Genomic DNA, 12,632 nt, shown 5'->3' with positions numbered 1-12,632 from the left:
GTCTGCCTAAAATAAGATGGCGACGGTGGGGTTCAATGCCGGTGTCTATCCCAATCGCACTGTTTGCTCAATCGGCAAATCCTTTCAATCAACCGCTTTCGGGCACCGAAATGCCGCAGCGCAGCAAGCAATGTAGCATATTGACCGGCCTGCGCCCTTTTGGTTTGTGCTCCGGCAACACATATTGGCACAACGAATCGGATTTCACGGAGGGATGCCATGAGCAGCATGAAAGACCGCGAAGAGGGCTTTGAGCGCAAATTCGCATTCGACGAGGAACTTCGGTTCAAGGCTGCGGCACGCCGCAACAGAGCGCTCGGCCTGTGGGCTGCCGAAAAGCTCGGCAAATCCGGCACCGATGCCGACGCTTATGCCAGGGAAGTGGTCGTCAGCGACATCGAGGAAGCCGGCGATCACGACGTTTTCCGCAAGATACGCAAGGATTTCGATGCGGCGGGCATCGACCAGTCGGACCATCAGATCCGCCGCACCATGGATGAATTGATGGCGCAGGCGATCGAGCAGATCAAGAACACCTGATTTTTCAGCCGGTACCGATCGAATGCTGGACCAATCGACCGCCCGGCCTAACCGCGCGGTTTTTCTTTGCCTTTGCGGTCATTTCCGGCTGAATTGCTGCAAGCAAAGAGGAAATCGCCAATGTCCCTGAAGTCACGCCTTGCGGTCGACGAGACGCTGTTCACCGCATGGTCCGGCGTGCCGGATGCCTTGACGGTCGAGATACTGGCCAGGCAAGGGTTCGACGCGGTTACGCTCGACATGCAGCATGGGGGCCATCACGAGGACAGCGTGCTGCGCGGGCTTGTGCCGGTGCTGGCCGCCAACAAGCCGGCTTTGGTGCGCATCCCGGTCGGCCGCTTCGACATGGCCAGCCGCGCGCTCGACTTCGGCGCCGAGGCTGTGATTGCGCCGATGGTGAATTCAGTGGCGGACGCAAAGCTGTTTGCCGCCGCCATGAAATACCCGCCGCTCGGCGAGCGCTCCTGGGGTCCCACCTATGCTTTTCCGCGCCATGGCAAGGGCGATTATGCCGACTGGCTGCGCGACAGCAACCAGCGCACCATGGCGTTCGCCATGGTCGAAACGCGCGCCGCGCTTGATGCACTCGACGGCATTCTCGACACGCCGGGTATCGATGGGATCTTCCTCGGCCCGTCGGATTTCTCGATCGCCTGGTCGAAGGGGACCACCGTCAGTTCGACGCTGGAGAGCATGATGGAGACCGTCGCCTCGATCGCCGAGCGCACCCGCAAGGCCGGCAAGCATGCGGCGATCTATGTGATGGAACCGGCCATCGCCGGTCGCGTGGTGTCGATGGGCTACCGGCTGCTGGCGTTGGGTTCCGAGCATTCGCTGATTTCGCTTGGGGCAAAGACCCTGCTGAGCAGCGTCAGGGATTCGATCGCTTCCTAGAGCAATCCCAGGAAAAGTGTGAAACGGTTTTTCCGTCCGGAATTGCGTCAAAACAAAGAGATAGAGCGGTTCGCCGTTTCCGTGAAACGATGAACCGCTCTAGAGGTCCGTCAGGAATTTCGCGAACGTCATCGAACCTTCGGGCCATGGGCCGAAGCCGGAATCCGCGTTGAGATGACCGGCATCGCCGGCGTCGATGAACAGCGAGCCCCACGCCGCGGCAATGTCCTCGGCGACGCCGAAGGCGCAGAACGGGTCGTTGCGGCTTGCGATCACCACCGACGGAAATGGCAGCGGGTCACGCGGGTAGGGGCCGAAGGTCATCAGGTGCCTCGGCTTTATTTCAGGGTTGGCGACATCGGGCGGCGCCACGAAGAAAGCGCCGGCGACCGGTCGCTCGAACCGAGGCAATGCCTGGATGACCGCGGCGACGCCAAGCGAGTGAGCGACAATGACGACCGGCCGCTCGGCCTCGTTAACCGCCTTGGCGACACCGGCCGTCCAATCCTCGCGCACCGGCTTCGACCATTCCGTCTGTTCGACGCGGCGCGCTGTCGATAGTTTCGACTGCCAGCGGCTCTGCCAATGATCGGGGCCGGAATTGGTGTAGCCCGGCACGATGAGAATATCTGCTTCCCTGACTTTCATGGCGCGCATGTAGCGAGAGGCGCTGTCGGGTGCAACCGGGTATGAACTCGACAGCGACACGCAAACGGCCTCTCATCAGCCCGGTTCTGCTCGCTATTGTGAACACCATGTTCGCTTCTTGCGCTCTTGTGTGAACGATCGCGATCGACGATCTGTCGCTGGGAAAGAATGGCTGTTCCGAGATTTTGGCACGGACACGGCGTAGAATGATTGATGGCGCCGGGTTCCTCCGTTGGAAGCTTGTCGAGCGCCGGCTGAACGGAGCACTTTGATGAGCGAACTGCCTTTTGCCGCGACGACCCCGGTCAGCGTTGCCCGTGTCGGCTTGCGGGCTCGCGATGCAGAAAATCTCGCTGCCTACTATCGCAAAGTCGTCGGTTTGCAGGAACTGAGCCGCTCCAGCGGCACGATTACGCTCGGCGCAGTCAATCGCCCTTTGCTCGACATCGAAGCGGATCCGGCTGCGAAACCCGATGACCCGCGCAGCGCCGGTCTTTTCCACACCGCCTTCCTGCTACCCAGCCGGGCCGATCTCGGCCGCTGGATCAATCACGCCATCGCCGGCAAGATCGGCATCGAGGGCGCATCCGACCATCTGGTCAGCGAGGCTCTTTATCTGACCGACCCGGAAGGCAACGGCATCGAGATCTATGCCGACCGCCGCCCCCAGGATTGGAAATGGAATGGCGACAAGATCGCGATGGCGACGGAGCGGCTGAACATTCCGTCGGTCATTGCCGAAGTGCCGGCCGGTGACGCCGGCTGGCAGGGCGCGCCGGAAAACAGCATTATCGGCCACGTCCATTTGCGGGTCGGCAGGCCGGAAGAAGCCGAAGCATGGTGGCATCAGGAGTTCGGTTTCGACACTGTGGCAAAATACGGTGGCGCGGCGGTGTTCCTGTCGTCCGGCGGCTATCATCACCACATTGGCGCGAATGCGTGGCAGAGCGCGGGCGCCGGTCACCGCGATCCCGCCCGCTCCGGCTTGGCCTGGGTCGAGATGCGTTCGGACAATGCCGCAAGCGAGACCACCCGCGAGGATCCGTGGGGCACGGCGATAAGGACGGTTCCCGGTAAGGCGTAGGCTAGAGGTTCGCCTTCTCAAGCAGGCGTCCAAGCATCAGCAGGCCCGCTGGCCATAAGCCGAGGCGGGCCTCGTTTCCCATATGGCCAAGATCGCCGGCATCGGCGATGTCCGCACCCCAGGCTCCGGCAAAGGCGGTCGCCTTGTCGAAAGTGACGCGTGGGTCGCTGCGGCTCGCCACCACCAATGTCGGGAAGGGCAGGCGCTTCAGCGGCATCGGCGCGAACGGGCGCACCGCGTCGAATGAAGGATCGGTATCCTCGACATTGGTCGCGGCAACCAGGAATGCCGCCGCGACCTTGTCGAGCTGGCTTTGACTGGCGCCGGCAGCCCACTTCACCGCCGTCGCCACCGCCAGCGAATGCGCAAGCAGCACGACGCGGCGCGGTGCGGCGGCCACCGCGGCATCCAACTGGCCGATCCAGTCTTCAGGCTTCGGCCGGTCCCACTCGGCCTGCAGCACGCGGCTCGAATTGGGGAACACCCGGCACCAATGCGACATCCAATGATCCGGCCCGGAATTGCCGCGCCCGGGCAGGGCGAGGAAATCGAAATCTCCGGCCGACGAAATCATCAGGCTTCTCCAAACACTCGGCTAAAGATCGTATCGACGTGCTTGGTATGATAGCCCAAGTCGAATTTCTCGCGGATCTCGGCCTCGGGCAAGGCTGCGACAACGTCCTTGTCGGCCAAAAGTTCCTCAAGAAAATCAGCGCCTTGCTCCCACACCTTCATGGCGTTGCGCTGCACCAGCCGGTAGGCGTCCTCGCGCGAAACACCGGCTTGCGTCAGCGCCAGCAGCACGCGCTGCGAATGCACAAGGCCACGGAATTTGTTCATGTTCTTCAGCATGTTGTCGGGGTAGACGAGCAGTTTGTCGACAACGCTGGTCAGGCGTGAGAGCGCGAAATCGAGCGTCACCGTCGCGTCGGGCCCGATCATGCGCTCGACCGAGGAATGCGAGATGTCGCGTTCGTGCCAGAGCGCCACATTCTCCATTGCCGGCAATGCGAAGGAGCGCACCATGCGGGCAAGGCCGGTGAGGTTCTCGGTCAGCACCGGGTTGCGCTTGTGCGGCATCGCCGACGAGCCCTTCTGGCCGGGTGAAAAGTACTCTTCTGCTTCGAGTACCTCGGTGCGCTGCAGATGGCGCACCTCGATCGCCAGCCGCTCGATCGACGAGGCGATGACGCCGAGCGTGGCGAAGAACATCGCATGGCGGTCGCGCGGAATCACCTGCGTCGACACCGGCTCGGGCTTCAGTCCGAGTTTCTTGGCCACATATTCTTCGACATAGGGGTCGATATTGGCGAAGGTGCCGACCGCACCCGAGATGGCGCAGGTGGCGATGTCCTCGCGTGCGTGCACCAGCCGCTCGCGGCAACGCGAGAATTCGGCATAGGCCTGCGCCAGCTTGACGCCGAAGGTGGTCGGCTCGGCATGGATGCCGTGGCTGCGGCCGATGGTGATGGTGTCCTTGTGCTCGAAGGCGCGGCGCTTGAGCGCCGCAAGCAGCCCGTCAATGTCGGCCAGCAGGATGTCGCTGGCGCGGGTGAGCTGCACGGCAAAACAGGTGTCGAGAACGTCGGAGGATGTCATGCCCTGGTGGATGAAGCGGGCATCCGGCCCGACGAATTCAGCAAGATGGGTGAGAAAGGCGATGACGTCATGCTTGGTGACGCGCTCGATCTCATCGATGGCGTCGACGTCGAACTTCGCCGCTCCGCCTTTCTCCCAGATGGTCTTGGCGGCCTCCTTCGGGATGACGCCGAGCTCGGCCAATGCGTCGCAGGCGTAGGCCTCGATCTCGAACCAGATACGGAACCGGGTTTCGGGTGACCAGATGGCCACCATTTCCGGCCGGGAGTAGCGAGGGATCATCAGTCGGTCCTGACTTGTGAGAGCATTTGCCCGCGTCCTAACAGAGGCAGGCAAAATGCTCAACGTTGCTGGCGCGCAAACCAGACACTGGCGACAGCGAGTGCAACGAAACCGAGCGGAAAATACAGCCGGATGCCGAGGACGACGAACTGATAGAGTGCCGTCAACATCGTGAACACGAACTGGAAAATCCAGGTGATGGTGAACGCAGGCGCATGCCATTGGACATAGTAGGAGCGGTATTGCAGCCCAAAGAGGCCGCCGGTGACGGCGATCGTCGCTGCGAGAAGGCAAACGAAGGCGGCAGCGAGGGCGATCTCCCAGTGGCGTCCGAGCGAGACGAGCCGCGCCAGGAGAAGCCCAATCGGGAAAGCCAGCGCACCGCCGGCAGCATAAAGCAGCGAGACGAAGCGGATCTTTGCCGGGGTCTCCCAATCGTACTGCAGCAGATTGAGCAGCGCGCTGGCGCCCATCGCTGCCGCCCACAGCAAGGCACCGGCAAATGCGGTGCGCAGCGACGGCAGAACACGGCGGAGACGGCGCAGAGCGCGATAGCGCATGGCGGGGAACGTCACAGGCGACCGGTTACCGCGATCCAGCGATAGTCCGGCCCTTCGAAGCCGTATTGGCGCACCGCGATCAGCACGGCATAGGCGCTGAGGCTATCCAGCGAAAATGTCTGAACCGCGCCGATCTGGTAGCCATTCGGACAGCCTCTGCTTTGCGGGATCGATTTGTCCTCGTGAATGATCCTCGTCTGGCCGCCATCCTTCGCCTCGATGCGCAGCAGGCGAAAGCCGTTGATCTCGCCCTGGCTCTGGCAGCGTTCGGTGTCATTCATGCCGATCTGGTCGAGCCGGAACTCGAGCGGATCGTCGACCGGCGAGAAGATCGGGCGCGGATTGACCACCATGCGGAAGGGATCGGCAGAAAGCTCGGTCACCGGGTTGAAGCCGGCGGTGATGCCGCGATTTGCCGTGAGTTCCGCCTGACTGACGATCGCTTCGCCCCTTTGCCGGGCCCGCAGCCGCGCTGCGGCCACCGTGGCATTCTCGTCGTCGAGCCGGACACGTATCGGCGAACCCTTCAGGAAACTGTCGTCGGCCGTGTCGATATAATAGCGTGTCGCATAGGGAAATCCCGATCCGTCCTGGACGCCGTATTCCTCGAAGGCAAAGACCCCGCCGTCACTGCTGAAGCCGAGGATCTCAAGCTCGGCGACATCGCCTGCGAAGGCGGCGGCCAAAGTCGCAAGCGGGGCAAGCAGGCAGACTGCAAACAGGGCAAGATTTCGCATGGGGCTTTCCATTCCGGCGGTCGACGCCCTCAAATTCCTATCACGATGCCGTCAAAAGATCGTGCTGACTGAAACACAAAGTCGATGCATCCAATCCGGCCGTCGTTTGTTATTGTCGGCAACTTCACCGCATCGTGCCCTCCCAAAAACGGGGAGGATTTCCGTACGGCACGGTGCATTGATTCAAAGATGTTTAGAGCGTCCTTTGCGCGTTCAACGGGACGCGCGGCGCTCTAAGGGAGACCCCCAATGACTGATGCAGCCAAGATTCGCGAACGTATGGAAGTGATCGGCGCCGACGGCGTCCATGTCGGTACCGTCGACAAGGTTGACGGAGATCGCATAAAGCTGACCAAGCGCGACAGCGGCGAGGGCGCTCACAGGGGCCATCACCACTTCATTCCTCTCAGCCTTGTCGCCGAGGTCGAGGGCCAGAAGGTGCGGCTGTCGGCAAACTCGGATGTTGCGGTCACGTTCGAGGAAGAAAAATCCGAACCCACCTGATCATAATCCAGTCTGACTACGGCTCACCCGAATGAGCGTTGCGCGTTCAGCGCGACGACCAGACCGGGAACAGATCGCCCTCGGCCGGCGTCGCGGCAAAGACGCCGCGGCTGATGGCGCGTGCCATCGTGGCGCCGGCCGCGGCGTAGAGATCGACGGCATCGTTGGGTGCGAGCTCAATGCCGCTCTTGCCCGTTGCCAGCGCGAAGACCAGATCGCCGTCTGCGGGCGTGTGTGTCGGCCAAATGGCACGGACAAAGCCGTCATGCGCCGATATCGCCAGACGTTTGGCGGCGGCCTTCGTGAGTACCGCATCGGTGGCGATCACGGCGATGGTCGTGTTGGCGCCGGTTTCCGCCTGTTCTGCCGCATGCTTGTCACGGAACTTCAGCAGGACCTTTCTGGCATCGTCAGGCATCGGGTGGGGATAGCCTAACCCGCCGAACTCGTCGCCGATCTCGAACGGCGCCGCCCAGAAATGGCGGGTCCCTGCGACCGTCACCGAGCCGGTCGGGTTGACGGCGGCGAGCGCGCCGATGGTGACGCCGCTGTCCAGCACCGTCGAGGCCGAGCCGAGCCCGCCTTTCAGGCCGGAGCTCAGCGCGCCGGCACCCGCGCCGGCGGTGCCGAGCGCAAAGTCGATCGCGGCGGCTTGCGCGGCTTCGTAGCCGAGGTCACGGTAAGGCGGATACCGGCCCCAATCCTTGTCGCCGCCATTGCGCAGGTCGAACAGGATCGCCGCCGGCACGATCGGCACGCGAAAGCCGCCGACCTCGACGCCGATGCCTCTTTCACGCAATGCTGCCTGCACCCCCGACGCGGCGTCGAGGCCAAAAGCCGACCCGCCCGAAAGCACCACGGCATGGATGGCGTGGATCGAATTGTGCGGCTCGAGCAGGTCGGTTTCGCGGGTGCCCGGCGCACCGCCCAGGATTTGCACGCCGGCCACGGCCGGTTCGTCGCAGATGACGGTGGTCACACCAGATTTCAGCTTGGCATTCGCCGCATTGCCGACACGCAGGCCGGCGACGTCGGTGATGAGATTGCGCGGACCCGTATGGAACATCCCTGTGCTGGACATCATTGGCTCTCCGCCGGCACGAAACGGCCGCCGTCGAAACGGAAGGCTCGATAAGGATTTTGCGTCAGGTCACCTTTTTCGTCAAAGCGGATCGGTCCGATCGCCGTGGTGAAGTCATGCGCGGTCAGCACGTTGGCCAGCCTCTCGCCGGAGCTTTGCGTCAATGCTGAAGCCGACTTGGCGATCTCGACCGCGGCATAGGCGGGAAGCGTGTAACCTTCCGGCACGATGTTTTGTCCGGCAAAGCTCTGCAACACCTTGGGGTCGGCGACATCGGCCCATTCGGGCGGCGCGATCATCAGCGTGCCGACGGAATAAGGCACGTCGCCGAGCGGCGCGCGCAACGCTTCGCCGCCGGCAAACACCATGCCGGTATTTAGCTGGCCAGCATCCCGGCCCATAATGGCGACATCATCGCCGTCGCCGCCGGCAAAGACATGCGTTGCGCCGGCTTTCTTCAGCCGGCCGATCAGGCCGATCTGGTTGTCGAGCTGCGGCCGGAACGTGTCGACGAACACCGGCTTCAGAGCCGCTTGCTCGGCGGCTGCCCGAAACGTCTCGGCCATTTCGCGGCCATAGATCGTGCCGTCGTCGACGATGGCGAACAGCTCGGTCTGCCATAGGCGGGTGAGGATGGCAGCGACGGCATTGCGCTCGTCGTCGCCGCGCGGCCCGAGACGATAGATCGGCCATCCGGTCTTGGCGCGCCGGTCGGTCAGGCTTTCCGTGCGAACGCCGACTGTGATCACCGGTATGCCGGCATCCTTGAGGATCGGCAGAGCCGCCTCGATTGCGTCGGTGCACAAAAACCCGATGACGACGTTGACCTTGGCCGCGGTGAATTCCCGCGCGGCGGCGGCGCCACCGTCGGCCGTGCAGGCGTCATCGATCGTCCTGATCTCGGTACCGTCAGCTTCAGCCGCCATTGTCGCGCCGGCCTCGATCTGTTTGCCGAGGATTGCCGACGGCCCCGACAAAGGTGCCGCGACGCCGACCCGCAGCGTCTCGGCGCTCGCACTACCGGCGACCGAGAGCCAGGCCAGCACCGCTATCGTGGTTGTCCAAGGTCGCATGCGAGCGAAGAATTCCTCCGCGCCGGTCGCGTGGTTGCCGGCGCCAATGCCGTCAAGACCTAAAGGCTGGCCAGCTTTGGCGCAACACGCGAATTCGGGATATAGGTCAAGCACTTCGCTTGTGGCCTGCAATATCCCCCCATATATAACGGTTGGTTCTGACTAGTGGAAAATCATCGGTGCTCAAGAAGAATGACATCGGGCCGCAGGCCTACCGCGACGCGATGGCCCATTTTGCTGGCCATGTGCATGTAGTCACCACCGATGGCCCTGCCGGCAGGCGCGGCGCGACGGTGATCGCGGCCTGCTCGGTGTCGGACACGCCGCCAACCATCCTGGTTTGCCTCAATCGTGAAAATCCCAAGAACGAGCCGTTCGTGGAAAACGGCAAATTTGCCCTGAACACGCTGGCTTCGGATCAGGAGCCGCTGTCGATCGGCTTTTCCGGCATTACCGGCCTGCCGGTCGAGGAGCGTTTCGCATTGGCCGAATGGGATGTGATCTCGACCGGTGCGCCGACGCTGAAGGGTGCGCTCGCCGTCTTCGACTGCGAACTGATCGACTCCAAGGATCTGGCCACCCACCGTGTGCTTTTTGGCAAGGTTACAGGTTTGCGCATCGGCGATAATTTGCGGCCGCTGATCTATCACAACCGCGGTTACCACGCTTTGTAGAGGCTTTCAGATGGCCGCGTCCGCGAAGACAGGATGACCGAGTTGAAAACCGCGTCCGGCGCCGCGGACGATCGATCTGTTGACCGGTGCGGACTATGTGGCGGACCGGTCGCTGGCAACCGTGCTGTTTTTTATGCGTTCGGTCGACGCGCGCCCGTGGATCGAGGCTGGCGTGAAGCGCGTCGCATCACCACATGTCTGCCAGGGAGAAAATCATGGAACGCAGTATCTATCTCGATGAGGCCCGCGACCCGCTGATCATCGCGGAGGGCTGGATGAAGGACGGCAAGGATGTCGCCATTGCCACCGTGGTCGAGACCTGGGGCTCGGCGCCGCGCCCGGTCGGTAGCCACCTGGTCATCGACGCCGAAGGCAATTTCCACGGCTCCGTCTCGGGCGGCTGCGTCGAAGGCGCCGTGGTCGCCGAGGCGGTCGATGTTATCGATAGCGGCAAGGCCAAAATGCTCGAATTCGGCGTCGCAGACGAGACCGCCTGGCAAGTCGGCCTGTCATGCGGCGGCCGCATCAAGGTCTATGTAGAAAGATTGGGTTGATCTCGAATGGATCCCTATGCGCTGAAGACACTCAACGCCGAACGCCGCGCCCGCCGCGCGGCAATCCTGGTCACCGATCTCGGCGACGGCCGCGACCGTGTCGTGCGCGAGGGCGACCGGGTAGCCGGCGAACTCGGGGCGGCCATCGCCAAGGCATTTCGCACGGGCAATTCCGGTTTGGTCGAAGCTGAGGGACGGACCTTCTTCCTCAACGCACATCTGCCGCAGCCGCGCCTGGTGGTGATCGGCGCCGTCCACATCAGCCAGGCGCTGGCACCGATGGCCAGGATCGCCGGCTATCCTGTCGAGATCATCGATCCGCGCACGGCCTTTGCCACGCCCGATCGTTTTCCCGATATCGCGCTGCATGCCGAATGGCCAGAGGATGTGCTGACGCCTCAGCCGCTCGATAGCTATACGGCGCTGGCTGCTCTCACCCACGATCCGAAGATCGACGATTTCGCGCTGAAGGCGGCGCTCGACGCCGGCTGCTTTTATGTCGGCGCGCTCGGCAGCCGCAAGACCCACGCCAAACGTGTGGAACGCCTGCTGGCTTCGGGAGCGACCGCCGACCAGATCGCCCGCATTCATGCCCCGATCGGCCTCGACATTGGGGCTGCCAGCCCGGCCGAGATCGCCGTCGCGGTGTTGGCGCAAGCGATCCACGCCTTTCGCTCCCGCGGCCTCGAATCCAAAGGCGCGGTCGCGTGAAATTTGGTCCCGTTGCGATCGATACGGCCGAAGGGGCAGTGCTTGCGCACGCCACCACGGTCGGAGAGCGCCGCTTCCGCAAGGCGCACAGGCTAAGCGCCGGGGATTTGTCCCTGTTGAAGGCCGCTGGCATTTCCGAGGTCGTAGCGGCGGTGTTGGCGCCCGATGATCTCAGCGAGGACGTCGCCGCCGAAAAGATCGCCGCATCCATGATCCATCGCAACATCGAGGCGAAGCCCGCCGCGACAGGTAGGGTCAACCTCCACGCGCAGGCTGCCGGCATGTTCACCGTCGACGCGGCGATGATCAACGCCATCAACGCCGTCGATCCGACGATCACCATCGCCACGCTCGCGCAGCATGCGCCGGTCGAAAAAGGTCAGATGGTAGCAACGGTGAAGATCATCCCATTCGCGGTCGCCTCCGCTTTGGTCGATGCCGTGGCAAGGATCTGCGCCGGCGGCGAGATATTTGCGGTCAACGCCTATCAGCCGGTGCGCGTCGGCGTCATTCAGACGGTGCTGCCCGGCATCAAACCCAGCGTGCTCGACAAGACGCTGCGCGTCACCGAAGCGCGCCTCGCGCGTTCGGGCGGCAGGCTGACGGCGGAGCGTCGAACCCTGCATGAAATTATCCCCGTCGCCGAGGCTGCGGCCTCGCTGATCCGCGACAACGATATGGTGGTTATCTTCGGCGCCTCGGCGATGGCCGATTTCGGCGACGTCGTTCCCGCTGCCATCGAAAAGGCAGGCGGCACTGTCATCCGCGCCGGCATGCCGGTCGATCCCGGCAATCTGCTGGTGCTAGGCACTCTAGGCGGCAAGCGCATCATCGGTGCGCCGGGCTGCGCCCGCAGTCCCAAGGAGAACGGCTTCGACTGGGTGCTTGACCGGCTGATCGCCGGTCTCGACGTGACCGCCAAGGATATTGCCGGCATGGGTGTCGGCGGGCTGTTGATGGAAATTCCGACGCGGCCGCAGCCGCGCGAGCCATTGCCGGCCAAAGCCGAACCAAAGGTCGAGATCGTGCTTCTGGCCGCCGGCCGCTCCAGCCGCATGGGCGGGCCGAACAAGCTCTTGGCGCTCTTCGATGGCAAGCCGCTGGTCCGTCGCACTGCCGAACGCGCGGTCGGTTCGAAAGCCGGGGCCACTATCGTCGTCACTGGCCACCAGCGCGAGCGCGTGCGCGATGCACTGTCTGGCCTCGATGTGACCTTCGCCGACAATCCGGATTTCGGCGAGGGTCTGTCTTCGTCGCTGAAGGCCGGCATCGCCAAGATTTCCGGCGACGCCGCCGGCGCCATGATTGTCCTCGGCGATATGCCCGGCGTCGCCTCGGCCGACCTCGACAGGCTGATTGAGGCGTTCCGCAGGTCCGAAGGCCGATCGGTGGTGCGGGCCTCGCACGACGGGCGGCGCGGCAATCCGGTGCTGCTGCCGCGTTCGCTGTTTGCCGCGATCGCTCACCTCGAAGGCGATACCGGCGCCCGCCATCTGGTCGAGGCCGAAGGGCTAGATGTCATCGATGTCGAGATCGGCGAAGGGGCAGCCGTCGACGTCGACACGCGCGAGGCGCTGGAAGGCGCCGGCGGCGTGCTGCAGGATTGACAAACCGAAGCCGAAAAACGCATGGCTGAGGGATGGCCTTTCGTTCCTGCTTCCGGTTCCGCTTGCCTTCCTCCGGCCTCCCGG

Annotated in this window: 15 protein-coding genes and 1 pseudogene; 9 read left to right on the top strand and 7 right to left on the bottom strand. The window is 63.4% G+C overall.

Annotated features, from left to right (window positions below):
* Nucleotides 1-219: 219 nt before the first annotated feature.
* Both NKH04_RS20815 and NKH04_RS20810 read left to right on the top strand, forming a co-directional pair.
* Nucleotides 220-540: a DUF1476 domain-containing protein gene (locus tag NKH04_RS20815; RefSeq protein WP_254817651.1), complete on the top strand. Its 321-nt coding sequence runs from the start codon at nucleotides 220-222 to the stop codon at nucleotides 538-540.
* 120 nt (nucleotides 541-660) lie between these two features.
* Complete coding sequence (locus NKH04_RS20810) at nucleotides 661-1,434, top strand: HpcH/HpaI aldolase family protein (RefSeq protein WP_352474655.1); 774 nt, start codon at nucleotides 661-663, stop codon at nucleotides 1,432-1,434.
* Nucleotides 1,435-1,533: 99 nt separating this feature from the next.
* Here NKH04_RS20810 and NKH04_RS20805 read toward each other — a convergent pair whose 3' ends face one another.
* A complete protein-coding gene (locus NKH04_RS20805) occupies nucleotides 1,534-2,082 on the bottom strand; it encodes an RBBP9/YdeN family alpha/beta hydrolase (RefSeq protein WP_352474656.1) in 549 nt (182 codons plus the stop codon).
* 271 nt (nucleotides 2,083-2,353) lie between these two features.
* On the opposite strand from NKH04_RS20805, the gene NKH04_RS20800 reads away from it, so the two are divergent.
* Nucleotides 2,354-3,166 (top strand): VOC family protein, encoded by an 813-nt coding sequence (locus NKH04_RS20800; RefSeq protein WP_353044854.1) that lies wholly within the window; start codon nucleotides 2,354-2,356, stop codon nucleotides 3,164-3,166.
* A 1-nt stretch (nucleotide 3,167) separates the two neighbouring features.
* On the opposite strand, the gene NKH04_RS20795 is transcribed toward NKH04_RS20800, so the two are convergent.
* From NKH04_RS20795 to NKH04_RS20780, 4 genes are read right to left on the bottom strand one after another with little or no spacing between them, the layout of a single operon-like run.
* A complete protein-coding gene (locus tag NKH04_RS20795; protein ID WP_353044853.1) occupies nucleotides 3,168-3,740 on the bottom strand; it encodes an RBBP9/YdeN family alpha/beta hydrolase in 573 nt (190 codons plus the stop codon).
* Nucleotides 3,740-5,047, bottom strand: a complete 1,308-nt coding sequence (gene purB, locus NKH04_RS20790; protein ID WP_352576020.1) for an adenylosuccinate lyase — start codon at nucleotides 5,045-5,047, stop codon at nucleotides 3,740-3,742. The genes NKH04_RS20795 and purB overlap by 1 nt, the downstream gene beginning before the upstream one ends.
* Nucleotides 5,048-5,106: 59 nt before the next feature.
* On the bottom strand, nucleotides 5,107-5,607 hold the full coding sequence (locus NKH04_RS20785) for a hypothetical protein (protein ID WP_353044852.1): 501 nt from the start codon (nucleotides 5,605-5,607) through the stop codon (nucleotides 5,107-5,109).
* Between the two features lie 11 nt (nucleotides 5,608-5,618).
* Nucleotides 5,619-6,344 carry a DUF2259 domain-containing protein gene (locus NKH04_RS20780; RefSeq protein ID WP_352772745.1) on the bottom strand — a complete coding sequence of 242 codons (726 nt, stop codon included), beginning with the start codon at nucleotides 6,342-6,344 and terminating at the stop codon, nucleotides 5,619-5,621.
* A 249-nt stretch (nucleotides 6,345-6,593) separates the two neighbouring features.
* On the opposite strand from NKH04_RS20780, the gene NKH04_RS20775 reads away from it, so the two are divergent.
* Nucleotides 6,594-6,848: a DUF2171 domain-containing protein gene (locus NKH04_RS20775; protein ID WP_023674734.1), complete on the top strand. Its 255-nt coding sequence runs from the start codon at nucleotides 6,594-6,596 to the stop codon at nucleotides 6,846-6,848.
* A 46-nt stretch (nucleotides 6,849-6,894) separates the two neighbouring features.
* Here the strand turns inward: NKH04_RS20775 and NKH04_RS20770 are convergent, their stop codons facing one another.
* Nucleotides 6,895-7,914: a P1 family peptidase gene (locus NKH04_RS20770; RefSeq protein ID WP_353044871.1), complete on the bottom strand. Its 1,020-nt coding sequence runs from the start codon at nucleotides 7,912-7,914 to the stop codon at nucleotides 6,895-6,897.
* Nucleotides 7,915-7,928: 14 nt separating this feature from the next.
* Nucleotides 7,929-9,002: a branched-chain amino acid ABC transporter substrate-binding protein gene (locus NKH04_RS20765; RefSeq protein ID WP_353044851.1), complete on the bottom strand. Its 1,074-nt coding sequence runs from the start codon at nucleotides 9,000-9,002 to the stop codon at nucleotides 7,929-7,931.
* A gap of 179 nt (nucleotides 9,003-9,181) precedes the next feature.
* On the opposite strand from NKH04_RS20765, the gene NKH04_RS20760 reads away from it, so the two are divergent.
* The 5 genes and pseudogenes from NKH04_RS20760 (at nucleotide 9,182) to NKH04_RS20745 (ending at nucleotide 12,548) form a co-directional block, all read left to right on the top strand.
* Complete coding sequence (locus NKH04_RS20760) at nucleotides 9,182-9,676, top strand: flavin reductase (protein WP_352457772.1); 495 nt, start codon at nucleotides 9,182-9,184, stop codon at nucleotides 9,674-9,676.
* Nucleotides 9,677-9,709: 33 nt separating this feature from the next.
* Nucleotides 9,710-9,806 (top strand): annotated as a pseudogene (locus NKH04_RS33255) (AAA family ATPase); the annotation flags it as partial.
* A gap of 85 nt (nucleotides 9,807-9,891) precedes the next feature.
* Entirely contained in the window at nucleotides 9,892-10,230 is a 339-nt protein-coding gene (locus NKH04_RS20755; RefSeq protein WP_352474017.1) for an XdhC family protein, read from the top strand.
* A 6-nt stretch (nucleotides 10,231-10,236) separates the two neighbouring features.
* Entirely contained in the window at nucleotides 10,237-10,941 is a 705-nt protein-coding gene (locus NKH04_RS20750; RefSeq protein WP_352614091.1) for an XdhC family protein, read from the top strand.
* Complete coding sequence (locus tag NKH04_RS20745) at nucleotides 10,938-12,548, top strand: NTP transferase domain-containing protein (RefSeq protein WP_353044850.1); 1,611 nt, start codon at nucleotides 10,938-10,940, stop codon at nucleotides 12,546-12,548. Before NKH04_RS20750 ends, NKH04_RS20745 begins: the two co-directional genes overlap by 4 nt.
* Nucleotides 12,549-12,632 lie beyond the last annotated feature (84 nt).

The sequence above is a fragment of the Mesorhizobium sp. M1365 genome (genome assembly GCF_040317865.1).
Lineage (GTDB): Bacteria > Pseudomonadota > Alphaproteobacteria > Rhizobiales > Rhizobiaceae > Mesorhizobium.
The sequence above is the reverse complement of the archived record's forward strand: the minus strand, read 5'-3'. Positions and strand labels throughout refer to the sequence as shown.